The organism is Aestuariicoccus sp. MJ-SS9 (assembly GCF_032586235.1).
In the GTDB taxonomy this organism is placed as follows: domain Bacteria; phylum Pseudomonadota; class Alphaproteobacteria; order Rhodobacterales; family Rhodobacteraceae; genus Aestuariicoccus.
In genome coordinates, this window is the sequence record NZ_JAWHTD010000001.1 from 114,105 (window position 1) to 138,718 (window position 24,614).

Here is a 24,614-nt window from a genome sequence, read left to right on the forward strand (position 1 = left end):
TTGCGCCATGACAGAGGCATGAAACTGACCACGCGCGCGCTTGCAGTACACCTTTTCACGGCGACCGGTGCTGTCTTCGCCATGCTGGCCCTTCTGGCGGCGGCGCAAGAAAAGTGGTCGGTGATGTTTCTCTGGCTCGTAGTGGCCTTCGCGGTGGACGGCATCGACGGGCCTCTGGCGCGCAAATACCACGTCAAGAAGAACGCCCCGCGCTTCGACGGGGTGCTTCTGGACCTGATCATCGACTATCTGACCTACGTCTTCATTCCGGCCTTCGCGCTTTTTCAGTCGGACCTTTTGCCGGGGTGGACAGGCTGGTTCGCCATCATCGTGATCACCTTCGCCAGCGCGATGTATTTCGCCGACACGCGGATGAAGACCGATGACAATTCGTTCCAGGGCTTTCCGGGATGCTGGAACATGCTGGTGCTGGTGCTCTTCGCGATCACGCCGAATTTCTGGGTGATCCTGGCCATCGTCGCGGTGCTGGCGGTGGCGATGTTCCTGCCGCTGAAGTTCATCCACCCCGTCCGGACCGAGCGCTGGCGGATGCTGTCGTTGCCCATCGCGCTCTTGTGGACGTTTTTCGCCGGCTGGGCCGCTTGGGTCGATTTCCACCCCGAAAGCTGGGCGCATTGGGGGCTGATCGCCACGTCGGTCTATCTGGTCTTCGCCGGTGTTGCACAGCAGCTGATCCCGGCGCGGGGCTGAGCGGCGACCTTCTTGCTGCCTTGACGGAATTCGCAGGTGGGCACGTTATCGTGTCTACATCCGGCGTCCTGCGTCGCGCAGAGCCTGCAGAAAGATCGCTTGCCCGCTCGTCGGATACCAGTCCGCCCGGTACAGCGCGCCGATTGCGCGCGGGGCGTCGTCGAGCGCGACGGGCAACTCAAACAGCAACCCCCGGCGCGTTTCCGAGACGACCTGCGCCCGGGAAATCAGCGTCAGCCGGTGGCGCGACTGCAAAAGCTGGCGCACCAGCACCATGGATGAGGTTTCGACCAGCGTCTCGCCCACGGCCTCGGCCAGCGACGGGAAGGCGCGTTCGAAATAGCTGCGGGTCGGGGTGCCCGATCTGGGTAGAACCCAGGGAAAGGAATGCAGATCTCCGGGCGTGATTGCACCACGTTGCATAAGCGGATGATCCGGCCCGCAAAAGATCGCCAATCTGTCTAGGAAAAGCGTTTCCTGCCGGATGTCCCGCGCTGGCGGCGGATCGCGCAGCGCCCCGACCAGAATGTCGAGCGCGCCTGTGCGAACCGCTTGCAGCAGTTCGGGAAAGGGACCGTCGTCCACATAGATGCGCAGCTGCGTCGCGCCGTCCTGAACGCTGTCGATGGCCTCGGACAGGATTGTTGCCCGGGCCAGCGGCAATGCGCCGATGCGCACCCGAGCCGCGCCGTGGCCGAGCGCCGTGGCGATTTCCTCGGTCGCCTGTTCCAACTCGGCGAACATCAGCCGGGCGGCCTGTTGCAGGGCCTCGCCCTGCCGGGACAGGCGAACGGCGCTGCCCGCTTTCTCAAAGAGCGGCAGACCGAGGCCGTCTTCCAGGTCTCGCGCGGCGCGGTAGACCGTGGGCTGGGCCGCCCCAAGCGCCCGGGCGGCAGCGGAATAAGACCCCGTCTCGCCGATAGCGATCAGCGTGCCCAGCTGCGCGGCGGTCGCGCGGGTCTCGACCCGCAGCGGCATGGGTTTGCGCGCGCGCCCCGCCCGCCCGTTCAGCAGATCGAGCGCCCGGCTGGCGCGGAAGCGGAATCGTTCGCCCTCTGCGGTGGGCACCATCCCGCGCGGCGCGCGGTGGAAAAGCCGGGTGCGCAGCTGGTCCTCGAGCCGCGCGATGGCGTGGGTGATCGCCGGTTGCGACAGGTGCACGACCCCCGCGGCCTCGGAAATGCTGCCTCTGTCGCAGACCTCCACGAAGGCGCGCAGATGTCTGAGATTGAAAGAACGGCCCGCCTGCGTCATGCGCTGCTTATAGCCAAATTCGATACCTCGCGCAAAATTCGAATTTGTGCGGCAGGCGGAAAACGCGGATCATGTCCTGGCACCAAGGGGAGGGTGAGGCCGTTGACCGACAAGAAGACCGCACTTGTGATTTCCGCTCATGCCGCGGATTTCGTCTGGCGTTGCGGCGGCGCCATCGCGCTCCATGCGGAAAAGGGATACGAGGTGACGGTGGCCTGCCTGTCCTTCGGCGAGAGGGGCGAAAGCGCGCGGCTCTGGAAAGAGGGCAAGTCGCTCGACGAGGTCAAGGCGATCCGCCGCGCCGAGGCCGAAGCGGCGGCAGAGGTGCTTGGCGCGCATCATCTGGAATGCTTCGATCTGGGCGACTACCCGCTGCACATGGACAAGGACGACAAGTTCGCGCTGGTCGATCTGATCCGCAGGGTTCAGCCTGCGTTCATGATGAGCCACTCGCAATACGACCCCTACAACACCGATCACATGTACATGACCCAGGTGGCGCTGGAGTGCCGGATGATCGCGCAGGCCTGGGGCCACAACCCGGGTGAAAAGGTGCTGGGCGCGCCGCAGCTTTACCTTTTCGAGCCGCATCAGACCGAGCAGATGGGCTGGAAGCCGGACACGTTCCTGGACATCACCCCGGTGTGGGACAAGAAGCGCGCGGCGATGGAATGCATGAACGGGCAGGTCCATCTGTGGGACTATTACACCCGCGTCGCCCATCAGCGCGCCAATCACTTCAAGCGAAATTCAGGCGGCATGTCGGGCGGGCGCGATTGCAAATACGCCGAAGGGTTCCAGTCGATCTTCCCGCGCACGGTCGACGAATTGTAAGCGCCGGGCCGGGCAGGGTGGCGCGGTATAGGTGTAGCTAATCGCTGGAGGAGGCGATGGGCTGCCGACAGGGGCGCACTGCCCCGGTGTCTGGCAAGGAGGAGAGCCGAGGATGACTGCAGCGACATTCCCGTCATTCGACACGGCCCATCTCGGGCATGTCGAGATGCTGACCGACCGGTTCGAGGAAAGCCTGGATTTCTTCACCGGCGTCTACGGTCTAAAACTCTCCGGCCAGAACGGGCAGAGCGCCTATCTGCGGGTCTGGGACGATTACGAATTCCATTCGCACAAACTGACGCGGGCGAAAACGACCGACGTTGGCCATATCGGGTATCGCGCCGCCTCGCCCGAGGCGTTGGGGCGGCGTGTCGTGGCGATCGAGGCATCGGGCTGCACGACCCAAGGCTGGGTCGATGGCGGCATGGGTCACGGGCCCGCCTACCGCTTCGAAGACCCATTCGGGCATATGTTCGCGCTTTACTGGGACACCCGCCGGGCCGAGCCCGGACCGGGCGACGCCCCGGCGCTTCATGGAAACCTGCCTGGGCGCGCGCCTCACCTAGATGATCCCGCTGGACAACGGCCGTCTGGGAGGTTGCTGGTTCGCGGTCAAAAACAAGACCTGCGATCTGGCCTGCTCCGAAGAGCACGGCGGCGGGCGGGGGCGTCTGCATTACGTCACCTACGCAACCGATCTGCGCGAGGACATCCTGCGCGCCGCAGACCTCTTCCTCGAAGCGGGGGTTCATATCGAAACCGGCCCGGACAGGCACGCCATTCAGGGCACGTTCTTTCGTCGTGTCCGGGAGCCCGCGGGCAACTGGGTCGAACTGGCCAACGCGGGTGCGCGGCTGATCCTCGCCCCAGCCTGTCGTCTGGACCGAGGCGGACCGCAAGACGGGTCAGGCCTAGGGGCTCAGGACCATCGACAGCTTTCACACCCACGGGTCACCGCCCGTGACACGGCAGGGCAGACTGCCCGTCGCATGATATAAGACGAGACCAAAAGGAGCCGCCATGCCGGTTGTGGTTCAGAACATCGAAAGAGCCGATTCCGCCCTCATCGCAAGGCTGGGCGCCGCCGGGGTCGCGACCGTGCACGAGGCGCAGGGCCGCACCGGGCTCATGTCGGCTAAGATGCGGCCGATCCAGCAGGACATGGCAATCGCCGGGTCGGCCGTCACCATCAGCGCCGCACCGGGGGATAACTGGATGATCCACGTCGCCATCGAGCAGCTGCGCGACGGCGATATCATGGTGCTGGCCCCGACGGCCCCCTGCGACATGGGCTATTTCGGCGATCTGCTGGCCACCTCGGCCATGGCGCGGGGCTGCCGGGCGCTGGTGATCGACGCCGGGGTCCGCGACACGCGCGACCTGCGCGCGATGGGTTTCGGCGTCTGGTCGACGGCGGTTTCGGCGCAGGGCACGGTCAAGGAAACGCTTGGGTCGGTGAACGTGCCCATCGTCTGCGCCGGGGCGCATGTGAACGCGGGCGACGTGATCGTCGCGGATGACGACGGCGTCTGCGTGGTGCCGCGCGCCGATGCGGCGGCGGTCATGGAGGCGGCGCAGACCCGCATCGACGCCGAAGAGGCCAAGCGCCAGAGGCTCGCGGCCGGCGAGCTGGGGCTCGATATCTACGACATGCGCCCCCGGCTGGCCGAGAAGGGGCTGAAATATGTCTGACGGGCTGCGCTGCATGTGGATGCGGGGGGGCACGTCCAAGGGCGGCTACTTCCTGCGGGACGATCTGCCCACGGCCCCGGCGGCGCGCGATGCGCTGCTGCTGGGGGTCATGGGCTCGCCCGACCCGCGCCAGATCGACGGGATGGGCGGGGCCGATCCGCTGACCTCCAAGGTGGCGGTGGTCGGTCCCTCGGACCGTCCCGGCGTCGATGTCGATTACCTCTTCCTACAGGTCTTCGTGGATCAGGCCATCGTCACGGATGCGCAGAACTGCGGCAACATCCTCGCCGGTGTCGGCCCCTTCGCCATCGAACGCGGGCTGGTGCCCGCGCAGGATGGCGAGACACCGGTCACCATCTACATGGAGAACACCGGCCAGATCGCGGTGGCGCGGGTGCGCACGCCGGGTGGCGTCGTGTCCTATTCCGGCGACGCCCATATCGACGGCGTGCCGGGCGGTGCGGCACCCGTACCCATCGAATTCCGCGACACCGCCGGGTCGACCTGCGGCGCGCTCTTCCCGACGGGCCGCGTGGCGGACGAAATCGACGGGGTCGCGGTGACGCTGATCGACAACGGCATGCCCTGCGTCATCATGCGCGCGTCGGACATGGGGATCACCGGGCAGGAAAGTCCGGCCGAGCTTGAGGCCGATACCGACCTGCGCGCGCGGCTCGAAGCGATCCGGCTCAAGGCCGGGCCGCTGATGAACCTGGGCGACGTGGCGGCCAAGTCGGTGCCCAAGATGACCATGGTCAGCGCGCCGCAGCGCGGCGGCGCGATCTCGACCCGGACGTTCATTCCGCACCGCTGTCACAAGACCATCGGCGTGCTGGGCGCGGTCAGCGTCGCCACCGCCTGTCTCACGCCCGGTGCTGTCGGCCACGATCTGGCGCAAATCCCAGAAGGCGACGCCAAACCGCTGTCGGTGGAACATCCCACCGGCGAGATGACGGTCGTCGGCAGTGTCGAGGGCACAACAGTGACCCGGGCCGAGGTGCTGCGCACCGCGCGGAAACTGATGGACGGCACCGTCTTTCCCGCCGACCCCGTTCAATCCCTGCAGGAGGCTGCGGAATGACCCCCGATTATCTGCCGTTTCACCCCTCGCCCAAGAAACCGGACTACACGCCGCCCCCGGGTGCGGTGGACGCCCATTGCCACGTCTTCGGCCCCGCCGCCGTCTTTCCCTTCGCGCCCGAGCGCAAGTACACGCCCTGCGACGCGCCCAAAGAGCAGCTTTTCGCCCTTCGCGATCATCTGGGCCTGTCGCGCAACGTGATCGTTCAGGCCACCTGCCACGGGCGGGACAATGCCGCGCTGGTCGATGCGCTGGAGGCGTCGGAAGGCCTTGCGCGCGGGGTCGCCATTGTGGGCGAGGACGTCTCCGAGACCGATCTAAAGGCCATGCACGCGGCGGGCGTGCGCGGTGTCCGGTTCAACTTTGTCAAACGGCTGGTCGACGCCACGCCGCACGAGGTCTTCGAACGGATCGCGGCGAAGGTAGCGGCGCTGGGCTGGCATATCGTGGTTTATTTCGAGTCGCAGGATCTGGACGAGGTCGCGCCGCTGGTCCGGCGGCTGCCGGGGATCGTCGTGGTCGACCACATGGGCCGGCCTGACGTCGCGCAAGGCGTCGAGGGCGCGGGCTTCGCCGCCTTCCTGCGGTTCATGGAGGAAAATCAGGATGTCTGGGTCAAGGTTTCCTGCCCCGAGCGTCTGACGCTCGCGGGCCCGCCATATGACGATGTGGTGCCCTTTGCGGCGCGGCTTGTGGACCGCTTCCCCGACCGGGTGCTCTGGGGCACCGACTGGCCGCATCCCAACATGAAAAGCCACATGCCCGACGATGGCGCGCTGGTCGATGTGATCCCCCGGATCGCCCCGACCGAGGCGCTGCAACGCAAGCTCTTGATCGATAACCCCATGCGCCTCTACTGGCCCGAGGAGGGCGCATGACCACAGCCCGGACCACATGGCGCGACGGGCTTATCGCGGTTCTGGCGACCGCGATGGTGCTGGCGTGCATCCTGTGGAACATAGAGGCCCCGACGCGTCTGGGCTTTGCGCTGCTGACCCAGCAATACATGGCTTTTCAGCTTGGGCTGGCGCTGGTCATCGCCTACCTGAAATTCGACTTTCGCGGCGAGGACAAAGCCGGCGCTGGCCTGATCGACGGGGTGATCGCCGCGGCGGTATTCGGCGTGCTGATGTACGCGGCCTACGATTTCGTCTGGCTGCTGCGCGAGCAGGCCTACCGGCCGTGGCAGATCACCATGATCGGCGCGGTGGTCGTGGTCACGGTGATGGAGGGCATCCGCCGCCGCGCAGGCTGGATGCTCTTCTCCATCGTCGGCGTGTTCCTGATCTACGCGCTCTTCGCCGACAAGGTGCCGGGGCGGCTGATCGGCAAGGAACTCAGCCCGGTCCGGCTGGTGCAATACGTGGGCTTCGACCCCAACGCGGTCTTTTCCACGCCGCTGGCGGTGGGCACGATCATCGTGCTGCTCTTCGTCTTCTTCGGCAAACTGCTGTTTGCGGCGGGGGGCGGGGCGTTCTTCACCGATCTGGCCATGGCGGCGACGGGCCGGTCGCGCGGCGGCAGCGCCAAGATCTCGGTCGTCGGCTCGGCGCTTTTCGGGTCAATCTCGGGCAGTGCGGTGTCGAACGTGGTGACCACCGGGGTGGTCACCATCCCGCTGATGCAGCGTGGCGGGTATTCCAAACGCGATGCCGGCGCGATCGAGGCCGTGGCCTCGACCGGCGGTCAGCTCACGCCGCCGATCATGGGGGCTGCGGCCTTCCTCATGGCCGAGTTTCTGGACATCTCCTATTTCACCGTGGCGGGGGCGGCGCTGATCCCGGCGCTGCTCTATTACCTCAGTGTCTTTCTGCAGGTCGATCTGATCGCCGGGCGCGACCGGATCGCGCCAACGGATGTCGAAGGCCTGACCGTCCGGCAGGTGCTGGCCGAGGGCTGGCATTTCATCATCCCCTTCGCGGTGCTGCTGTTCGCGCTCTTCTGGTGGCGGATGGATCCAGCGGATTCCGCATTGCTGTCGGCGGTCGCCATCGTCGCGGTCAGTTTCCTGCGCAGCTATCGCGGCCAACGGCTGACCCTGTCGACGCTCGGGCGCACCTTCGTCGACACCGGGACCGGCATGGTCGATCTGATCCTCGTCGTGGCGGCGGCGGGCTTTGTCATCGGCATTTTGAACATCACCGGCCTGGGCTTTGCGCTGACGCTGGTGCTGGTGGATGCGGTCGGGTCCAACGTGATCCTGCTTTTGGGTATCTCGGCGGTGATCTGCATCATCCTCGGCATGGGTATGCCGACCTCGGGCGTCTACGTCCTGCTGGCGGCACTCGTCGCGCCGTCGCTGGTCGAGGCAGGGATCGAGCCCATCGCGGCGCATCTCTTCATCCTCTATTTCGGCATGATGTCGATGATCACGCCGCCCGTGGCGCTTGCGGCCTTCGCGGCGGCGACGATCACCAAGGACGACCCGCTGGGCACCGGCTTTGCCGCGATGCGGGTAGGCTGGGCGGCCTTCATGCTGCCGTTCATCTTCGTGGCGACGCCCGCGATCCTGATGAATGGCGGTTGGGGCGCGATTGCGCTGAACCTCGCGCTGGCCTGCGTCGGCGTCGCGGCGATCACCGCGGGGATCGTGGGGTTCTGGGCGCAACGCCTGTCGGCCCTTTTGCGCATCGGGTTTGTCGCGCTCGGGCTGCTGACGCTGCCGCTGGGCTTTCTGCCCGCGGCCGAGACATTGCACATACCGGCGGCCATTGCCGCCGTGCTTCTCGCAGGGGGTCTGCGGATCAAGGCCCCAAAGGAAACGAAGTCAGAACCAGGGAGGATATGACGATGAATTTTCTGACCAAGACGCTAGCGGGCGGCGCTTTTGCGCTGGCCTTCGGGGCGACGGCGGCTGTCGCGCAGGTCGTGACGATCGCGACAGGCGCGCAGGGCTCGCTGGCCTATAACTCGGGTCAGGCGGTGGCCAAGGTGGCGAACGACGCTGGCATCACCGCCCGCACCCAGCCGCTGGTGGGCTACCTGCCGCTGATCAACAACGGCGAGGTGGATTTCGGCTTTTCCAACGGGGTCGAGGCCGAATACGCCTATTCCGGCACCGGCAATTACGACCGCGCGAACCCCAACATCAGGCTGGTGGGCGTGATGTTCCCGCTGACCACCTCGATCATGGCGCCCTGCGACCTGGGGCTGAAGACGGTGGCCGACCTCAAGGAGCGCGCGGGCGATCTGCGGATCGCGTCGGAATACACCTCGTCGACGATCATCCCCTTCTACATCGGCGGCGGGCTGGCCAATGCGGGGCTAAGCTATGACGATTTCCAGCAGGTGCCGGTGGCGTCCTTCGTCGCGGGCATCAACGCGCTGGGCGACGGGCTGGTGGACATCGCCCTTGTCAGCCTGAACGCGGGCGCGGGCCAGCAGGCGGCGGTCAAGCTGCAGGTTCGCGGCGGGCTGTGCTACATCTCGCTAGACAATTCCGACGCGGGCGTCGCGGCGTTCAAGGAATTCCTGCCGGCGGGCAACATCGTGTCTTTGCCGCAGAACGACAAGATCAACGGTTTGCAGAACGGCGGCGCGAACCTGATGAGCATCCCGTGGGTGATGATGGTCAATGCCGACGTGGATGAGGATCTGGTCTATACGATGACCAAGACCGTCGTCGAGCAGAACGCTGCGCTGAAGGATAGCTTCGGCGCCTTCGCCCGCGCCAAGGCCGAGACGATGGCCCCGGCCTCGGCGGTGCCCTATCACCCCGGAGCGCTGAAATACTATGCCGAGGCCGGTATCGACGCGCCGCAGTAACGCCAATCCGGCGCGCGCGGAGACGCGCGCGCCTTTCCAACAGGAGACAGGGACATGATGATCGAACTCACCGCAGCCGACGGCCACAAGCTGGACTGCTGGATGACCGAAGCCGAGGGCGCGCGGAAAGGCGGGATCGTGATCCTGCAGGAAATCTTCGGCGTCACCGACCAGCTCAAGGGCGTGGCGGCCCGCTATGCCGCGCTGGGTTATGACGTGGCGATCCCGGCGCTTTTCGACCGGTTCGAGAAAGGCGCGGTCATCCCCTATTCCGAGGCCCCGCGCGGCCGCGACATGATGCTGGCGACCGACCTCGACACCACGATGAAAGACGTGGACGCGGCGGTGCAGGCGCTCAAGGCAAAGGGCGGCAACGTCGCGGTGATCGGGTTCTGCTGGGGCGGGGGGCTGGCGCTGCGCGCCGCGCAGGTGCTCGACATCGCCTGCGCGGTGCCGTTTTACGGCACCCGGTTGAACCAATACCTGCTTGCGCCTCTCAAGGCCCCGGTCGAGGGGCATTTCGGCGCGGAGGACGGCCACGTTCCACCCGAAATGCTCGACGCTGCGCGCGCCTACTTCCCGGATATGGGGGTTCACCTTTACCCCGGCGCGGGCCATGCTTTCGCTAACAATCATAGGCCGGCAGACTTTGTCGAGGCGGCGGCCGAGGAAGCGCATGCGCGCGCCGAAGCCTTCATCGGCGCGCATATGTAGTCGTTGCCACGAGGCGGGAAGGAGCGGACAGGATGCGAATAACCTTCATCGGGCTGGGCGAAGCGGCCAGCGCCATCATTTCGGGATGGGGCGACGCACAGCCCGGCCCGATCCGCGCCTTCGACATCAAGACGGTCGACCCGGCGACCGCGCCGGAAATCGCGGCACGGGCCGAGCGGCTTGGCGTAACGGCCTGCGCCAGCGCCGCCGACGCCCTGAAAGATGCCGAACTGGTGTTTTGCATGGTCACGGCCGACCAGGCCGTCGCGGCGGCAGGGCAGGGCGCGCCACACCTGCCCGAGGGCGCGGTCTGGTGCGACATGAACAGCTGCGCGCCCAGCTCGAAACAGCGCTCTGCCGCGACCGTCGAAGCGGCGGGCGGGCGCTATCTGGACGTGGCCGTCCTGGCCCCGGTCTATCCTTTGCGCAACATGGTGCCCTGCCTCGTCTCGGGACCCGACGCGAGCAGAATGGCGCCCGTGATGGCGGGTTTCCCGATGGATGTGCGGGTGGTCAGCGACGCGGTCGGCCGGGCGTCCTCGATCAAGATGGTGCGGTCGATCATGGTCAAGGGGCTGGAGGCGCTGACCGCCGAATGCGTGCTCGCCGCCGTCGCGGCGGACGTGGCGGACGAGGTCTTCCCCTCGCTCAAATCCGACTCGCCCCGGCTCGAAGTGCTCGAACGCGCGGCCTACAATTTCGAGCGCATGCTGGTGCATGGCAAGCGCCGGGCCGCCGAGATGGACGAGGTCGCCAAGATGCTGGCCGACCTGGGCCTGCCGGGGGACATGTCCACCGCCACGGCCCATTGGCAGCGCGTTCTGTCCGGAACCGATCTGACCCTGCCCGAGGGGGATGTTCCCGACCACCTGTGGTTCGCGTCGGAATACCTAAAACGGCTCCTGCCGGACTGATCGCGATTACGCGGTCCGCGCCCCGGCGTCGGTCCTGTCCTGCGCGGGCAGGGTGATGGTGACCGCGAAACCGTGCTCGCGCGGGTGCACCGACAGCGTGCCGCCATGACGCTTGGCCACCGCATCGGCGATCGAAAGACCGAGCCCGCTTCCCGCGCCGGGCTCCATCTGGCCAAAGCGGGCCAGGATCTTGGGGATGTCCTCGGGGGCGACGCTCGCGCCGTCGTTCTCGACGCTGAGTGTAAGGGTTCCGGCGCTGCGCCCCAGCGTGACCACGATTTCGGTCAGGCCCGTGCCGCCGTGCATCAAAGCATTGTCGATGAGGTTGGTCAGCGCCTCGCGCAGCATCAGCGCGTCCACCAGATGCGCGCCCACGTCCGCTGCATTTGCCGTCAGTGTCACACCGCGCGCCTTGGTTGCGCGCTGCATGTCGCTGACCGTGTCCCGCACCAGCGCGCAAAGATCGACGCGGGCAAAGCCCTCGGTCCCGGATTCCGCGCGCGCGCGTTCCAGCGTAAGCAGGCGGTTGGCCAGATCGGTGGCCTTCGCGGCCGCGCTCACCAGATCGCCCGCCCGCGTGCGCGCCGCTTCGAGCGTTCCGGCGGTCTGGATCGACTCGCCCAGTGCCCGCATCCCCGCGATGGGGTTGCGCAGCTGGTGGGCCGCATCCGACACGAAGGCCGCCTGCGCGTCGAAGGTCGAGCGCATCCGGTCCAGCAGCGCGTTGAGCTGCGACACGATCCCGCGCGCCTCGACCGGGACGGCCCGCTTGATCGGGCTCAGGTCCTCGGGCGAGCGGGTCGAGATCGCGTCCTCCAGATCGGTCAGCGGTTTCAGGCCGATCGCCACGCCGAACCATACCAGCGCCGCCACCGCCAGCAAAAGGGTGGCCATCACCGCCGCCGAGCGCAGGGCCAGCGCCCAGACGAAGGCATTCCGCGCCTCCAGATCCTGCCACACGGTGATGGTGAAGATGCCCGACAGGTTGTCGATGCTGGCCTCGTCCTTGAGCCTGAGCACCCGCACCGGCGCGCCGCGATAGGTGGCGTCGTAATAGGCGAAGGCGACGTCGCGGCTCAGCCGCCCCGGGGGGATCGGCGGCACGGCATAGCCGGTGACCAGAACGCCATCGGGGCCGTAGACGTGATAGCGCACGGGTCCGCCCGCGGTTTCGCTCAGCAGCGTTTCGGTTTCCAGCGACAGCGCGTCGCCGTCGCCGCGCGCCACATCGCGGGACACCGCCACGGCGGTGAACATGAGGTTGCGGTCGAAGAACTCTTTCGCCGTGGCCTGCGCCACGCCGATCCGCCAGACCCCGATCATCAGCGCCAGAACCATCAGCGGCAGCAGGATGATCGTGAAAAGCCGCAGCCGCAGCGAAAGACGCTTCACCCCTGCCGCTCCTGCAGGACATAGCCGATGTTGCGCAGCGCCCGGATTTCGAGCCCGACCGGCCCGAGCTTCTTGCGCAGCCGCGAGATATGCGCCTCGACCGCGCTTTCGGCCACGTCGGCGCCGGTACCGTAGAGCGTCTCGATCAGTTCCGTCTTGGATTTCGCGCCGCTGCGCGCTCGCAGCAGGGCGTCGAGCAGCGACAATTCCCGGCGCGGCAGTTCCAGCGGCGCGCCGTCGATCATGACCAGCCGCTGATCGGGCACATAGCGCAGCCGGCCCATCGTGATCTCGGTCTGCATGGCGTTGGGCACCCGGCGTGACAGCGCGCGGATACGGGCCTCGAGTTCGTCCATCTCGAACGGTTTGGCGAGGTAGTCGTCCGCCCCGGCATCCAGCCCGGCGACCAGATCGTTGGTGGCGCTGCGCGCGGTCAGCAGCAGCACCGGACGGTGATCCCCCCGCGCCCGCATCCGCCGCAGGATCGACAGACCGTCCCGCCCCGGCAGGTTGATGTCGAGGATGATGATGTCGTTCTCGTCGGTTTCGAGAAACTCTTCAGCCGCATGGCCATCGGCGATCAGGTCGGTGGCGTGGCCCCTGTCCTGAAGGCGGTAAGCGATGCCCTTGGCCACGCTTTCGTTGTCTTCGATGATCGCGATGCGCATTTTCCGCCTTCGTCAGTTTCGTGCAAGGTTCGCAGGATACATACTGGGCATCAAGTGCGCGAAGCACTGAGATCGGGCGGGTCAGCCGCCAAGGGAGGAAACTATGACGATCAAGAAAATGGCCCTCGCGGCCGGCTTTGCTGTTGCGGCCACGTCCGCCTTTGCCGGAGGGCACGGGCTCGACATGTCGGGCAAGACCATCGAATTCGTGATTCCGTTCTCGGAATCTGGGGGCTCGGCCAAATGGGCGAACTTCTATGCGCCGCTGCTGAGCGAGGCGCTGCCGGGCCAGCCCACGGTCGTGGTCAAGTATATGCCCGGCGCAGGCTCGACCAAGGGCGCCAACTGGTTCCAGGATCAGACCTGGGACGATACCGAGGGCACGGTGATCTTCGGTTCTTCGGGGTCGACGCAGTTCCCCTATCTGCTGGGCGATCCGCGCGTGCGCTATGAATACGGCGACTGGAACGTGGTTCTGGCGTCGGGCACCGGCGGCGTCGCCTATCTGCCGCCCGAGGAAGCAGGCATGCTCGACGGTCTGGACGCGACCGGTCTTGCCGGGCACGACTTCATCTGGGGCAGCCAGGGGGCGACCCGTCTCGATCTGGTGCCGCTGCTGGCGTGGAAGATGCTGGGCATGAATGTCGAGCCGGTCTTCGGCATCAAGGGCCGCGGCGACGGCCGCCTGATGTTCGAGCGCGGCGAGGCGAATATCGATTACCAGACCTCGTCGGCCTATCTGGCCAACGTCACCCCGCTGGTCGAGTCCGGCGCGGCGGTGCCGTGGATGACCTGGGGCGCGCTGGATGACGACGGCAACATCGTCCGCGATCCGACCTTCCCCGACATCCCGTCCTTCAAGGAGGTCTGCGAAGCCACCCCCGCCTGCGAAACCAGCGGCGACGCGTGGGAGGCGTGGAAGGCCTTTGCCATCGCCGGTTTCCCGGCGCAGAAGATGGTCTTCCTGCCGAAAGGGGCGCCCGAAGAGGCGATCGCTACCTTCACACAGGCCTTCAACGACGTTCTGGCACGCGACGATTTCGCCGGGATCTCCGAGGCGCGCCTCGGCGTCTACCCGCAGATGACCGGCAAGGCCGCGCAGAACACGCTCAAGCTGGGCACGCAGGTGCCGCCTTCGGCCAAGGCTTTTGTGCAGGCCTGGCTTGAAGAAGCCTACGGCGTTTCGCTGAAGTAAACGCCCTGCCCCCCGCGCCACTGCGCGGGGGGTCCTTTTTCCCGGGAGCAGACCGATGGACCTTTTTGCAACGGCGCTGCCGGCGCTTTCCGAAGCATTTGCGCTTATCCTTCAGCCGCAGCAGATCATGTTCCTCATTCTGGGGGTTCTTCTGGGCCTGTCGGTGGGTGTGTTTCCGGGCCTCGGCGGCATCGCCGGATTGTCGCTGGTGCTGCCCTTCATGTTCGGCATGGACCCGGTATCGGGCCTTGCGCTGATGGTCGGACTGGTGGCGGTGGTGCCGACGTCGGACACCTTCGCGTCAGTGCTCATGGGCATACCCGGCTCGTCGGCCAGCCAGGCCACGGTGCTTGACGGTTTCCCGCTGGCCCGCAAGGGCGAGGCGGCGCGGGCGTTGGCGGCGGCTTTCGTGTCGTCGCTCTTTGGCGGGCTCTTCGGGGCCTGCGTTCTGACCTTCTTCATCCTCATCGCCCGCCCCCTGGTGCTGGCCTTCGCGCTGCCCGAGATGCTGGCGGTCACGCTGCTGGGTCTTGCGATGGTGGCGATCCTCGCCGGCCGCCTGCCGCTCAAGGGTGTCGCGGCGGCCTGTCTCGGCCTGCTTCTGGGCACCATCGGAGAGGCCAGCCACGGCGGCAGCCTGCGCATGGCGACCTATGACATTCCTTATCTGACCGATGGCATCAAGCTGGTGATCGTCGGTCTGGGCATCTTTGCTGTGCCCGAAATCATCAGCCTGCTGCGGCAGGACCAGTCCATCGCGCGGGGGGCCACCCTGGGCGCGGGCTGGATGCAGGGCATCCGCGACTGGTGGACCAATATCTACCTGTCGATCCGCTGCTCGGTCATCGGTGTGATCGTCGGCGTGATCCCCGGCCTTGGCGGATCCGTCGTCGACTGGATCGCCTACGGCCACGCGGTGCAGACCACCAAGGACAAGTCCAACTTCGGCTCGGGCGAGATCCGCGGCGTGATCGGGCCGGAAAGCTCGAACAACGCCAAGGAGGGCGGGGGCCTCGTGCCGACGCTGATCTTCGGCATTCCCGGCTCTGGGTCGATGGCGGTCTTCATCGGCGGTCTGGCGCTGCTGGGCTACGAGGCCGGGCCGCAGATGATCCAGAACGATCTGAATGTCACCTACACGATCGTCTGGTCGCTGGCGCTGGCCAACGTTGTGGGTGCCGGGCTCTGCATCGCGCTGTCGGGCGGGATCGCCCGGCTGACCACGATCCGCTTCACGCTGCTGGCGCCGTTCCTTTTCATGATGATCTCGTTCGCGGCGTTCCAGTCGCGCCAGTCGCTGGGCGATCTGGTCGCGCTTTTCGCCATCGGGCTTGTCGGCATCTTTTTGCGCCGTTTCGACTGGTCGCGCCCGGCCTTCCTGATCGGCTTCGTGCTGTCGTCGCAGGCCGAGAATTTCTCGGCCAACGCCCATCAGATCGCTACATTCAAATTCCGCCGCGGGATGGAGCAGGGGCTGGAATACCTTGCCTCGCCCATCGTTCTGGTGATCCTGGCGATCACTGTGGTGTCGGTGATCCTCGGGATCCGCCAGTCCAAGCAGATCCGCTCGGAGGGCGAGGTCCACACCGGCGCCAAGCGCGCGCCGCTGATCTTCCTGCTGATGCTGCTGGCCTATTCCGTGATCGCCTGGGTCAACGCGGCCTCCATCAACCTGATGTCGGACAAGATCTTTCCGATGGCGGTGGCCAGCGTCGGCATCGTGGCGCTTGTCCTGCTGCTGATCCGCATGATCCGCGCGCCCGAGGGCGACCCGATCTTCGCCGACCGCGAGGCCGCGGGCGAGGATGCCGACGCGCCGCACGGGCTTTGGCCGACGCTGGCATGGTTCGCGTCGCTTCTGGTGCTGTCGGCGCTGCTGGGCTTCGTGCTGGCGCTGACGCTCTTCATGCTGGCCTTCTTCCGGTTGCGCGCCGGGGTCAGCTGGTTGCAGACGGTTCTGCTGACGGCGGGGGGCATCGGGTTCATGATCTTCCTGACCTCGACGCTCAACCGCGATTTCCCGCCGGGGCTGCTGCAAGAGCTTGTCGATCTGCCCTGGCCATTGCGATGAGGCTTCTGTGCCTGCCGGGCGACGGGATCGGGCCCGAGATCATGGCGGCTACCTGTCAGGTCCTGCGCGCGGCTTGCCCCGGGGTGACGCTCGAAGAGGCCGACATCGGGTTTGCCGCCTTGCAGGCAGACGGCACGACGATCCCCGACGCGGTGCGCGCCCGCGCCCGCGAGGTCGATGGCGTGGTCCTCGGCCCGGTGTCCCACAACGCCTATCCGCCGGTGGCGGAGGGCGGGTTGAACCCCTCGGGCGTGTTGCGCAAGGACCTGGCGCTTTTCGCCAACATCCGCCCGGCGCGGTCGCATCAGGCGGTGCCGACACCCACCGGGCACAAGGTCGACATGGTGGTGGTGCGCGAAAACCTCGAAGGCTTCTACGCCGACCGCAACATGCACGAGGGCCCCGGAGAGTTCATGCCCGTGCCCGGCGTCGCCCTGTCCGTCCGCCGCATCACCGAGGCCAATTCCCGCGCCATCGCCGAGACCGCGTACCGGCTGGCGGCCCAGCGGCGCGGCAAGGTTGCCGTGATTCACAAGGCCAACGTGCTGCGTCTGTCGGACGGGCTCTTCCTCGACACGGTGCGCGACGTGGCGCGGGCCTTTCCGCAGGTAGAGACCGAAGAGCTGCTGATCGACGCGGCGGCGGCGCATTTCGTGCGCGACCCCTCGCGCTTCGACGTGGTGCTTGCGACCAACATGTATGGCGATATCCTGTCTGATCTGGCCTCGGAACTGGCCGGCGGGCTGGGGCTGGCGGCCTCGCTCAACCACGGGGCGGAACACGCGGTGGCGCAGGCCCAGCACGGATCGGCCCCGGATATCGCGGGGCAGGACGCGGCCAACCCCGCGTCGCTGATCGGATCGGCGGCAATGCTGCTGGAACATCTGGGCCAGCCCGACGCGGCCCGACGCATCACCACGGCGCTTGACGCGGCGCTGGCCCGGCCCGATACGCGCACGCGCGATCTGGGCGGGGCGCTCGGCACCCGCGCCTTCGCCGATCATCTGACCCAACGGATCGAGGCTACACCATGACCCAGCACCCAATTCCGTATCTCTTCCTGCGGGGCGGCACGTCGCGCGGCCCCTATTTCAACGCAGCCGACCTGCCAAAGGACCGCGATCACCTGGCGCAGGTCCTGATTTCGGTCGTCGGGGCGGGGAACCCCCGCAACATCGACGGAATCGGCGGCGGCACGGCGGTGACGACCAAGGTGGCGATGCTGTCGCGCTCGGACGATCCCGCGGCGGATATCGATTACTTCTTCGCGCAGGTGGGCGTCGAAGAGGCCGAGGTCGATTTCTCGCCGACCTGCGGCAATATCCTCGTCGGCGTCGGCCCGGCGGCGATCGAGATGGGGCTGGTGCCCGCGCGCGACGGGGTGACGCCGGTGCGCATCCGCGCCGTCAACACCGGCGCGCTGATCGAGGCCGAGGTGCAGACGCCCGGCGGCGCGGTCCGCTATGACGGTGACGTCGCCATCGACGGCGTGCCCGGCACGGCCGCCCCGGTGACGCTGAACTTCATGGAGGTGACGGGCTCGCGCACGGGCAAGTTTTTTCCGACCGGCAACCCGGTGGACGAGATCGACGGCGTCCAGGTGTCCTGCGTCGACGTGGCCATGCCGATGATGATCGCGCGGGCGTCGGATTTCGGCATCACGGGGCACGAGACCGCCGAGGAACTCGACGCCGACAAGGCGCTCTTTGCGCGGATGGAGGCGCTCCGGCTCGAGGCAGGCAGGCGCATGGGGCTGGGCGACGTGACCCGGTCGGTCGTCCCCAAGATCGGCCTGATTTCGGCACCGCGCGCGGGCGGGCATTTCGCCGTGCGCTACTTTATGCCGTGGAACACCCATCCGACCGTGGCGGTGACCGGTTCGCAATGCCTGGCGGCCTGTGCGCTGGCCCCGGGCACCGTGGCCGAGGGGCTGGTCCGTCCCATCGGGCCATCGCCCGTGAACGTGGTCATCGAGCACCCGATGGGGACCATGGAGGTGCGCGTCAAATACGACACCGACCCCTTCGCCTTCGTCTCGGCCGGGGTGACCCGCACCGCGCGGCTGATCGCGCGCGGCGAGCTTCTGGTGCCCGCCGCCGTGTGGGAGAACGCATGACGCTGCACACCTTCGACATCCTAGCCCGCGCCTTTGTGCAGGAGGGGACGGGGGCGTGTTTCGCGCTGATGGGCGATGCGAACATGGCTTTCGCCACGCGGCTGTCGGAAACCGGCTGCCGGATGATCTATGTGCGGCACGAACATTGCGCCGTGGCCGCCGCCATGGCCTATGCCCGCAAGACCGGCGAAGTGGGGCTGGCCACCGTCACCTGCGGGCCGGGACTGACCCAGCTGATGACCGCGCTGCCCGCTGCCGTGCGGGCGCGGATCCCGCTGGTCGTGCTGGCGGGCGAGGCGCCGCTGAAGGCGGGCTGGTACAATCAGGCGATAGATCAGGCCCCCTTTGTCACTGCCACCGGTGCGGCCTACCACAGCCTGCACTGGCCCGCCCGGATGCCGACAGCCGTGCGCGACGCCTTTCTGCAGGCCCGGCGCGAAGGCCGCCCGGTCGTTCTGGGCGTGCCCTTCGATCTGCAGGAACTGCCCTGGACCGGGTCCGAGACCTTGCCCGAGCCCGCCCATCGCCTGCACGTCCAGCCGCGCCCGATTCCGCCCAATCCCGACGATCTGCAGGATGCCGTCAGGGCGGTGGACAGCGCAAACCGAGTTGTCGTGATGGCCGGCATGGGCGCTGTCGAGGCGGATGCAGCGCAGGCCTGCCGCGCGCTGGCCGAACGCTGCGACGGGCTCTTGGCGACGACCTTACCCGCGCGCGGTCTCTTCCACGACGACCCGTTCTGCGTCGGCATCGCGGGGGGCTTTTCCACCGAGGTCGCGCGCGAGATGTTCGCCGAGGCCGATCTGGTGATCGCCTTGGGCGCATCTCTGGCGCGGCACAACGCGGATGGCGGGGCGCTCTGGCCAAAGGCGCGGGTTCTGCAGATCGACACCGATCCCGTCGCCGTCAGCCAGGGCCGCGTGGCCGCCGACCTGCATCTGCGCGCCGACGCGCGGCTGGGGGCCGAGGCGCTGGCCGAAGCGATCCGGCCCCGCCCGGCGGACTGGCGCAGCGATGCGCTGGCAACGCGCATCCGGACCGAGCCCGCCGATTCCGCGCAATTCCCGCCAGAGGATGGCCTGCACGATCCGCGCGACGCTGTCGCCGCGCTCGACGCCGCGATCCCGTCCGACTGGCAGCTGGTCAATTCGTCGGGGCATTGCTCGTATTACGTCGCGCAGATGCCCCGCCGCGCTTACGAAAATTTCCTGACGATCCGCGAATTCGGGGCCATCGGTAACGGCATCTCTTTCGCGATGGGAACCGGGGTCGCCCATCCCGACCAGCCCGTCGTGTTGTTCGACGGGGACGGCAGCCTGCTGATGCACGTGCAGGAGATCGAGACGATCCTGCGCCACGGGCTTAATATCCTGATCGTCGTGCTGAATGACGGCGCCTACGGGTCGGAAATCCACAAGTTGCGGGCCGAGGGGCTGTCGGATGCGGGAGCCGTCTTTGGCCCCACCGATCTTGCGGCGATTGCCCGGGGTTTCGGCGCGGCGGGCCAACGGGTGGACGACCTGAGCGACCTTCCGGGCCTGATTTCGCAGTTCCAAGGGTCGGGCCGCGCGGCACTGCTGGACATTCCGATCAGCGACAGGATCATGTCGCCGGTCATTCGAAGATCTCACGGGAAAGGCTGATCCGATGAAAGTGCACATTCTCGACGACTGGTTCGACACGCTCAAGACGCTGCCGAGCTTTGCCCGGCTCGAGGGCCACGACGTCACCATCTGGACCGACCATACCGAAGACCTCGACGTTCTGGCCGAGCGGCTGGCCGATGCGGACTGCGTCGTGCTCTTTCGCGAACGCACCCCGGTGACGGCGGCGCTGCTGGAGCGTCTGCCGAACCTCAAGCTGATCAGCCAGCGCAGCGTTTATCCGCATGTGGACGTGCCGGCGTGTACGGCCAACGGCGTGATGCTCTGCTCGAACATGTCGGCCGGCAAACCCTCCATCGCCGCGTCGGAACTGACCTTTGCGCTGATCCTCGCCTCGGCGCGGCAGATCCCGCAGCAGATGCAGAGCCTGCGCGCGGGGACATGGCAGCTTGCGCCGGGGCAGACGCTGATGGGGCGCAGGCTGGGGCTTTATGGGTATGGCAAGATCGGCGGCCAGGTGGCGCGCTATGCCGAGGCGTTCGGGATGAAGGTCTGGTGGTGGGGCTCGGACGAGGGCCGGGACCGGGCGCATGCGGCCGGGGCCGAAGTCGCGCCGAGCCGCGAGGCGTTCTTTGCCCAGAGCGATTTCGTTTCGATCCACGTGCGCCTGACACCCGCCACCCGTGGCCTGATCAGCGCCGAAGATTTGCTGGCGATGAAGCCCTCGGCCACCTTCGTGAATACCTCGCGGTCGGGCCTTGTGGCGGACGGCGCGCTGGAGGCCGCGCTGGAGGCCGCGCGGCCCGGGCGGCTGGCGCTGGATGTGTTCGATCCCGAACCCTTCACCGACACGTCGGACCCGGTCATCAGCCATCCAAACGTGATCTGCACGCCGCATATTGGCTACGTCACCGAGGACGAGTTGGATATGCAGTTCGCGGATATCTACGACCAGATCAACGCCTATGCCGACGGCGCGCCGATCCACGTGATCAACCCCGAGGTGCAGTGAAGGGTCAGAGCGCCAGGTCGTCGGGCTTGGTGCCCGGCGGGAAGACGATGCAGCCTTCCTCGTCGGCCACGAGGAAGGCGCCGGGCGAAACGCGCGCCTCGCCCAGGCGGATGTCGATGCCGATCTGCCCGTCCCCGCGCCGCTTGCCGGGGCGCGGGATGTGGCCCAGCGCCAGCACGCCCAGATCGAGCGCCGCCAGCTCGCCCACGTCGCGCACCGCGCCCCAGATCACCACGCCGGCCCAGCCGTTGTCGTTGAGCCCACACGCGATCATGTCGCCCATGACCGCGTTGCGCACCGATCCGCCTGCGTCCACGACCAGAACGCGGCCCTCGCCCGGGGTCTGCGACAGCTCCTTGATGCGGCTGTTGTCCTCGAGGCATTTGACCGTTTCGACCACGCCCGAGAACCGCTTGCGGCCGCCGTATGACGTCAGCCCGAAGGGCAGGATTTCCAGCAGGTCGCCATATGCGTCGTGCAGGTCGCAGGTGTTCATGCGGGTAACCTCCGGGGTTGGGTCATGAGCGTCGAGGCGCTGCTTGGCGGGTTCGATCCCATCGTGGCGATTATGCTGCTGGGCGCAAGCTTTGTCGGCTCGTTCATCACCGTGGCGCTGGGGATCGGGGGCGGATCGCTGCTTTTGGCGATCATGGCGTCGTTCCTGCCGCCCGCAGCGCTGATCCCGGTGCACGGGGTGATCCAGCTGGGGTCGAACCTGTCGCGGGCGGCGGTGCTCTTTCGCAAGACCCACTGGCCACCGGTCGCGGCCTTCGCTGTGGGCAGCGCCATCGGGGCGGGGGTGGGCGGCAGCGTCGTGGTGAATCTGCCGCCGGGGATCGTGCTGATCGGGATCGGGGTCTTCGTGATCTGGAGCGTTCTGGCCCGGCCCCCGGCCTGGCTGTCGCGGTTTCCATTGCTGACCGGCCTGATCTCCAGCTTCCTGACCATGTTCTTCGGCGCGACCGGCGTGTTCGTCGCGAATTTCTCGAAATCCCTCCGTCTTTCGCGCGAGCCGCATGTCGCGACCCATGCGGTGCTGATGACCCTGCAGCACGGGCTGAAGATCGTGGTCTTCGGGATGCTGGGCTTTGCCTACGGCCCCTGGGTGGGTTTCATCGCGGCGATGATCGCGGCGGGGTTTCTGGGCACTTTGGCGGGCCGCTCGGTTCTGATCCGGATGAGCGATCACGGCTTCAAACGCGCGCTCGATGTGGTGCTGGTGCTGATTTCCCTGCGTCTGATCTGGCAGGGGATCGGGGCGCTCTGACCTGGTGCCGGTCAGACGTCGAAGCGCCCCTGTTCGGTGTTCTTGTTCAGCTCTGCCGCCGCGAAGACGCGCCCGTTCATCACGCCCCAGACCCCGTGGCCCAAGAGTTGCGCGGCCACGACCGCGCCGCCCAGGTTGAACTCGCCATCCGAGGTATAGAGCGAAAACGGCCGCATTGCGCCGGTCAGTACCACGGTCTTGTCGCCGATCCGGGGCGCCAGAAAGCGCGCCGTGTCGCCCATCGTGCCGGTGCCGTGGGTGACAACGACCGCCTCTTCGGGGGCGGCGGCGACCGCGCCGGCAATGGCCGCGCGGTCGGCATCGTCGAAGTAAAGACTGTCCTTCAGCATCAAGAGCTCGACCGTGGGAAAGTGGCAGCGCCCGATGCGGAGCATCTCGGGCAGATGCGTCGCGCCGTCGGGCGCGAATGACAGCCCCTCGGTCCGGGGATCGTGCACCTTGTCGATGGTGCCGCCGGTGACGATGATGCGCAGGTCTTTCATCGGAGGGCCTTTTGGTTTGCCGCGGTCGTGGTGCTTCTATCCCATTCGGGTGCGGTTGAAACCGTCAAACCGGTGCACTGTTCAGGTGTCGGACCGCGACACCAGCCTGAAATAGCGGACCGCGACCGGCGCGCCCAGTATGACGACGAAGATGCGCAGCACGTGATGCGCCACGACAAAGGCCACGTCCGCCCCCACGATCAACGCAAGCACTGTCAGTTCGGCCTGTCCGCCCGGGGCGAAGGCCAAAAGCGTCTCCATCCCCGGGGCGAGGCCGAACATATAGATCGCCTCGACGAAGACGATGGTCAGCAGGATCAGCAGAACGCAGAAGCCGACGCCGGCGATCAGGTCGCGCCGGGCCTCCTGCAAGGTGATCCCGGCGTATTTGCTGCCGATTGTCAGCCCGATAAAGAATTGCGCGGCCCATATCGCCTCGGCTGGGGGGCGGTAGTGCAGCAGCCCTGCGAGGGTGACGATGGCGGTCACGATCAGCGGCCCCAGGATCGACGCCCCGAACATGCCGACGCGTTTCGCCCCAAGCCAGCCAACAAACGCGCAAACCACCATCAGCGCCATTTCGTGCAGCGGCACAGTGGCTGCGGGCGCGCCCGGCGGGTTGCTGAGGTCGGCCCCCCAGACGCCCTTCAAAAGGAACGGCAGCGCCACGACGATCACCAGAACGCGGGTCGCGTGGATCAGCGACATGGCGCGGACATTGCCCCCGGCCTCTTCGCCAAAGACCAGCATGTCCTGGAGCCCGCCGGGCATCGAGGCGTAATAGGCGGTGGCGAAGTCATAGCCCCAGAGCCGCCGGAAATAGGGAATTCCGACCAGCCCGATAGCGGCGACCATCACCGGCACCAGAACCAGCGTGGGCCACATGGCCGGGAAGGTGACCAGCACGGCCGGTGTCAGCGTCGCCCCCACGGCGACACCCAGCACAGTGCGCATCGCCTCGTTCACGGGCTTGATCCCGCGCATGGGCACGCCTGCGAGCGCGGCCAGCAAACAAGCGGCGATCGGGCCCAGCAGCCAGGGCAACGGCAGGTCCACGAATTTGAACAGCGCGACGCCAAGCGCGCCGATCGCGAAGGCGTTGAGGACGGGCATCATGGCTCCATCGCCCGCAGACGGTGCCGCAGCGAGGTTTGCAGATGGGTCTCGGCCGCGGTCCCCGCCGCCGCGCTGTCGCCGCTGCGCAGCGCGTCGATGATCGCCTCGTGCTGCGCCACGACCGTGTCAATGCGCGCGTCGTCGGTGAACGTCGTGGGCCCCAGCAACAGCAGCGAATTGTTAAGCGCCCGCGCCGCTTCCAGCAGAAAGCGGTTGCGTCCGGCAAGGTAAAGCCCGCGGTGAAAGGTCTGGTTGATTGCCGCCGCCCGCGCCGGGTTCTGCCGTTCCTGCGCGATTTCCCGGTTGAGGTCCTCCAGCGCGTCGAATTCCGCGCCCGTGCCATGTTTGGCGGCCAGCTCGGCCGCGGTGCGTTCCAGCACCACGCGCATCTCATAAAGCTCGACCACTTCGGCGTGGCTGAGCCTGCGGATCACCGCGCCGAGGCGGGGGCGGTGTTCGACGATGCCGTCCGCCTCCAGCCGCCGCAACGCCTCGCGCACAGGGGTGCGCGAGAGATTCAGCCGCTCGCCCACGTCTTCCTCGCGCAGCCGGTCGCCGGGGGCGAACTGACCCTCGCGAATCGCGCCGAGAAGCGCGTCATAGGCGGCTTCGCCGCTGGATTTCGACAGGGTTTGCGGGGTGGTCATCGGCTGGGCCTTGAACTTTGTATCCGCTGGGATACAATACTGTTAACCCAGGAGCAGG

Annotated in this window: 24 protein-coding genes and 1 pseudogene; 18 read left to right on the top strand and 7 right to left on the bottom strand. The window is 67.0% G+C overall.

Features of this window, described 5'->3' with window-relative positions; translation table 11 throughout:
- Positions 1-18: 18 nt before the first annotated feature.
- Positions 19-711, top strand: a complete 693-nt coding sequence (locus RXV88_RS00570; RefSeq protein ID WP_316289733.1) for a CDP-alcohol phosphatidyltransferase family protein — start codon at positions 19-21, stop codon at positions 709-711.
- 54 nt (positions 712-765) lie between these two features.
- Here the strand turns inward: RXV88_RS00570 and RXV88_RS00575 are convergent, their stop codons facing one another.
- Positions 766-1,965, bottom strand: a complete 1,200-nt coding sequence (locus RXV88_RS00575; protein WP_316289734.1) for a LysR family transcriptional regulator — start codon at positions 1,963-1,965, stop codon at positions 766-768.
- A 102-nt stretch (positions 1,966-2,067) separates the two neighbouring features.
- On the opposite strand from RXV88_RS00575, the gene RXV88_RS00580 reads away from it, so the two are divergent.
- The 10 genes and pseudogenes from RXV88_RS00580 (at position 2,068) to RXV88_RS00620 (ending at position 10,965) form a co-directional block, all read left to right on the top strand.
- Positions 2,068-2,799, top strand: a complete 732-nt coding sequence (locus tag RXV88_RS00580) for a PIG-L deacetylase family protein (RefSeq protein WP_316289735.1) — start codon at positions 2,068-2,070, stop codon at positions 2,797-2,799.
- 166 nt (positions 2,800-2,965) lie between these two features.
- Positions 2,966-3,217, top strand: a pseudogene (locus tag RXV88_RS23690) (catechol 2,3-dioxygenase); the annotation flags it as partial.
- A gap of 148 nt (positions 3,218-3,365) precedes the next feature.
- Positions 3,366-3,797: a VOC family protein gene (locus RXV88_RS00585; protein ID WP_316289736.1), complete on the top strand. Its 432-nt coding sequence runs from the start codon at positions 3,366-3,368 to the stop codon at positions 3,795-3,797.
- Positions 3,798-3,819: 22 nt separating this feature from the next.
- Positions 3,820-4,491, top strand: coding sequence for a 4-carboxy-4-hydroxy-2-oxoadipate aldolase/oxaloacetate decarboxylase (locus RXV88_RS00590; RefSeq protein ID WP_316289737.1), 672 nt, complete (start codon positions 3,820-3,822; stop codon positions 4,489-4,491).
- A complete protein-coding gene (locus tag RXV88_RS00595; RefSeq protein ID WP_316289738.1) occupies positions 4,484-5,572 on the top strand; it encodes a 4-oxalomesaconate tautomerase in 1,089 nt (362 codons plus the stop codon). Before RXV88_RS00590 ends, RXV88_RS00595 begins: the two co-directional genes overlap by 8 nt.
- A complete protein-coding gene (locus RXV88_RS00600; RefSeq protein WP_316289739.1) occupies positions 5,569-6,450 on the top strand; it encodes an amidohydrolase family protein in 882 nt (293 codons plus the stop codon). Before RXV88_RS00595 ends, RXV88_RS00600 begins: the two co-directional genes overlap by 4 nt.
- A complete protein-coding gene (locus RXV88_RS00605) occupies positions 6,447-8,360 on the top strand; it encodes a TRAP transporter fused permease subunit (RefSeq protein WP_316289740.1) in 1,914 nt (637 codons plus the stop codon). The genes RXV88_RS00600 and RXV88_RS00605 overlap by 4 nt, the downstream gene beginning before the upstream one ends.
- A 2-nt stretch (positions 8,361-8,362) precedes the next feature.
- Complete coding sequence (locus tag RXV88_RS00610; RefSeq protein WP_316289741.1) at positions 8,363-9,337, top strand: TAXI family TRAP transporter solute-binding subunit; 975 nt, start codon at positions 8,363-8,365, stop codon at positions 9,335-9,337.
- Positions 9,338-9,391: 54 nt separating this feature from the next.
- Positions 9,392-10,051, top strand: a complete 660-nt coding sequence (locus tag RXV88_RS00615) for a dienelactone hydrolase family protein (RefSeq protein ID WP_316289742.1) — start codon at positions 9,392-9,394, stop codon at positions 10,049-10,051.
- 32 nt (positions 10,052-10,083) lie between these two features.
- Complete coding sequence (locus RXV88_RS00620) at positions 10,084-10,965, top strand: NAD(P)-dependent oxidoreductase (protein ID WP_316289743.1); 882 nt, start codon at positions 10,084-10,086, stop codon at positions 10,963-10,965.
- 6 nt (positions 10,966-10,971) lie between these two features.
- On the opposite strand, the gene RXV88_RS00625 is transcribed toward RXV88_RS00620, so the two are convergent.
- Both RXV88_RS00625 and RXV88_RS00630 read right to left on the bottom strand, forming a co-directional pair.
- Positions 10,972-12,357: a sensor histidine kinase gene (locus tag RXV88_RS00625; RefSeq protein ID WP_316289744.1), complete on the bottom strand. Its 1,386-nt coding sequence runs from the start codon at positions 12,355-12,357 to the stop codon at positions 10,972-10,974.
- Complete coding sequence (locus tag RXV88_RS00630; RefSeq protein ID WP_316289745.1) at positions 12,354-13,025, bottom strand: response regulator transcription factor; 672 nt, start codon at positions 13,023-13,025, stop codon at positions 12,354-12,356. The genes RXV88_RS00625 and RXV88_RS00630 overlap by 4 nt, the downstream gene beginning before the upstream one ends.
- A 103-nt stretch (positions 13,026-13,128) precedes the next feature.
- On the opposite strand from RXV88_RS00630, the gene RXV88_RS00635 reads away from it, so the two are divergent.
- The 6 genes from RXV88_RS00635 to RXV88_RS00660 are packed head-to-tail and all read left to right on the top strand — an operon-like array spanning position 13,129 to position 21,023.
- Positions 13,129-14,220: a tricarboxylate transporter gene (locus tag RXV88_RS00635; protein WP_316289747.1), complete on the top strand. Its 1,092-nt coding sequence runs from the start codon at positions 13,129-13,131 to the stop codon at positions 14,218-14,220.
- 55 nt (positions 14,221-14,275) lie between these two features.
- A complete protein-coding gene (locus RXV88_RS00640) occupies positions 14,276-16,291 on the top strand; it encodes a tripartite tricarboxylate transporter permease (RefSeq protein ID WP_316289749.1) in 2,016 nt (671 codons plus the stop codon).
- Positions 16,288-17,325: an isocitrate/isopropylmalate dehydrogenase family protein gene (locus RXV88_RS00645; RefSeq protein WP_316289751.1), complete on the top strand. Its 1,038-nt coding sequence runs from the start codon at positions 16,288-16,290 to the stop codon at positions 17,323-17,325. Before RXV88_RS00640 ends, RXV88_RS00645 begins: the two co-directional genes overlap by 4 nt.
- Positions 17,322-18,407: a 4-oxalomesaconate tautomerase gene (locus RXV88_RS00650; RefSeq protein ID WP_316289752.1), complete on the top strand. Its 1,086-nt coding sequence runs from the start codon at positions 17,322-17,324 to the stop codon at positions 18,405-18,407. The genes RXV88_RS00645 and RXV88_RS00650 overlap by 4 nt, the downstream gene beginning before the upstream one ends.
- Positions 18,404-20,050, top strand: coding sequence for a thiamine pyrophosphate-binding protein (locus RXV88_RS00655; RefSeq protein WP_316289754.1), 1,647 nt, complete (start codon positions 18,404-18,406; stop codon positions 20,048-20,050). The genes RXV88_RS00650 and RXV88_RS00655 overlap by 4 nt, the downstream gene beginning before the upstream one ends.
- 4 nt (positions 20,051-20,054) lie before the next feature.
- Positions 20,055-21,023, top strand: a complete 969-nt coding sequence (locus RXV88_RS00660) for a D-2-hydroxyacid dehydrogenase family protein (protein WP_316289756.1) — start codon at positions 20,055-20,057, stop codon at positions 21,021-21,023.
- Between the two features lie 4 nt (positions 21,024-21,027).
- On the opposite strand, the gene rraA is transcribed toward RXV88_RS00660, so the two are convergent.
- On the bottom strand, positions 21,028-21,519 hold the full coding sequence (rraA, locus tag RXV88_RS00665; RefSeq protein ID WP_316289757.1) for a ribonuclease E activity regulator RraA: 492 nt from the start codon (positions 21,517-21,519) through the stop codon (positions 21,028-21,030).
- 24 nt (positions 21,520-21,543) lie between these two features.
- On the opposite strand from rraA, the gene RXV88_RS00670 reads away from it, so the two are divergent.
- Positions 21,544-22,290, top strand: a complete 747-nt coding sequence (locus tag RXV88_RS00670; protein ID WP_316289759.1) for a TSUP family transporter — start codon at positions 21,544-21,546, stop codon at positions 22,288-22,290.
- Between the two features lie 11 nt (positions 22,291-22,301).
- Here the strand turns inward: RXV88_RS00670 and RXV88_RS00675 are convergent, their stop codons facing one another.
- The 3 genes from RXV88_RS00675 to RXV88_RS00685 form a co-directional block, all read right to left on the bottom strand.
- Positions 22,302-22,793, bottom strand: coding sequence for an asparaginase domain-containing protein (locus tag RXV88_RS00675; protein ID WP_316289761.1), 492 nt, complete (start codon positions 22,791-22,793; stop codon positions 22,302-22,304).
- Between the two features lie 81 nt (positions 22,794-22,874).
- Positions 22,875-23,909: an AbrB family transcriptional regulator gene (locus RXV88_RS00680; RefSeq protein ID WP_316289763.1), complete on the bottom strand. Its 1,035-nt coding sequence runs from the start codon at positions 23,907-23,909 to the stop codon at positions 22,875-22,877.
- The gene (locus RXV88_RS00685) at positions 23,906-24,556 is read right to left on the bottom strand and encodes a GntR family transcriptional regulator (protein WP_316289765.1); all 651 of its coding nucleotides are present in this window, start codon (positions 24,554-24,556) and stop codon (positions 23,906-23,908) included. The genes RXV88_RS00680 and RXV88_RS00685 overlap by 4 nt, the downstream gene beginning before the upstream one ends.
- Positions 24,557-24,614: the final 58 nt, after the last annotated feature.

Bases quoted from the DNA above. Each gene is read 5' to 3' on its own strand.
- RXV88_RS00670 (WP_316289759.1), top strand. From the start codon at position 21,544: ATGAGCGTCGAGGCGCTGCTTGGCGGGTTCGATCCCATCGTGGCGATT.
- RXV88_RS00650 (WP_316289752.1), top strand. From the start codon at position 17,322: ATGACCCAGCACCCAATTCCGTATCTCTTCCTGCGGGGCGGCACGTCG.
- RXV88_RS00620 (WP_316289743.1), top strand. From the start codon at position 10,084: ATGCGAATAACCTTCATCGGGCTGGGCGAAGCGGCCAGCGCCATCATT.
- RXV88_RS00685 (WP_316289765.1), bottom strand. From the start codon at position 24,556: ATGACCACCCCGCAAACCCTGTCGAAATCCAGCGGCGAAGCCGCCTAT.
- RXV88_RS00590 (WP_316289737.1), top strand. From the start codon at position 3,820: ATGCCGGTTGTGGTTCAGAACATCGAAAGAGCCGATTCCGCCCTCATC.
- RXV88_RS00660 (WP_316289756.1), top strand. From the start codon at position 20,055: ATGAAAGTGCACATTCTCGACGACTGGTTCGACACGCTCAAGACGCTG.
- RXV88_RS00640 (WP_316289749.1), top strand. From the start codon at position 14,276: ATGGACCTTTTTGCAACGGCGCTGCCGGCGCTTTCCGAAGCATTTGCG.
- RXV88_RS00615 (WP_316289742.1), top strand. From the start codon at position 9,392: ATGATGATCGAACTCACCGCAGCCGACGGCCACAAGCTGGACTGCTGG.
- RXV88_RS00655 (WP_316289754.1), top strand. From the start codon at position 18,404: ATGACGCTGCACACCTTCGACATCCTAGCCCGCGCCTTTGTGCAGGAG.
- RXV88_RS00605 (WP_316289740.1), top strand. From the start codon at position 6,447: ATGACCACAGCCCGGACCACATGGCGCGACGGGCTTATCGCGGTTCTG.
- RXV88_RS00645 (WP_316289751.1), top strand. From the start codon at position 16,288: ATGAGGCTTCTGTGCCTGCCGGGCGACGGGATCGGGCCCGAGATCATG.
- RXV88_RS00575 (WP_316289734.1), bottom strand. From the start codon at position 1,965: ATGACGCAGGCGGGCCGTTCTTTCAATCTCAGACATCTGCGCGCCTTC.
- RXV88_RS00610 (WP_316289741.1), top strand. From the start codon at position 8,363: ATGAATTTTCTGACCAAGACGCTAGCGGGCGGCGCTTTTGCGCTGGCC.
- RXV88_RS00570 (WP_316289733.1), top strand. From the start codon at position 19: ATGAAACTGACCACGCGCGCGCTTGCAGTACACCTTTTCACGGCGACC.
- RXV88_RS00595 (WP_316289738.1), top strand. From the start codon at position 4,484: ATGTCTGACGGGCTGCGCTGCATGTGGATGCGGGGGGGCACGTCCAAG.
- RXV88_RS00585 (WP_316289736.1), top strand. From the start codon at position 3,366: ATGATCCCGCTGGACAACGGCCGTCTGGGAGGTTGCTGGTTCGCGGTC.
- RXV88_RS00600 (WP_316289739.1), top strand. From the start codon at position 5,569: ATGACCCCCGATTATCTGCCGTTTCACCCCTCGCCCAAGAAACCGGAC.
- RXV88_RS00680 (WP_316289763.1), bottom strand. From the start codon at position 23,909: ATGATGCCCGTCCTCAACGCCTTCGCGATCGGCGCGCTTGGCGTCGCG.
- RXV88_RS00635 (WP_316289747.1), top strand. From the start codon at position 13,129: ATGACGATCAAGAAAATGGCCCTCGCGGCCGGCTTTGCTGTTGCGGCC.
- RXV88_RS00630 (WP_316289745.1), bottom strand. From the start codon at position 13,025: ATGCGCATCGCGATCATCGAAGACAACGAAAGCGTGGCCAAGGGCATC.
- rraA (WP_316289757.1), bottom strand. From the start codon at position 21,519: ATGAACACCTGCGACCTGCACGACGCATATGGCGACCTGCTGGAAATC.
- RXV88_RS00675 (WP_316289761.1), bottom strand. From the start codon at position 22,793: ATGAAAGACCTGCGCATCATCGTCACCGGCGGCACCATCGACAAGGTG.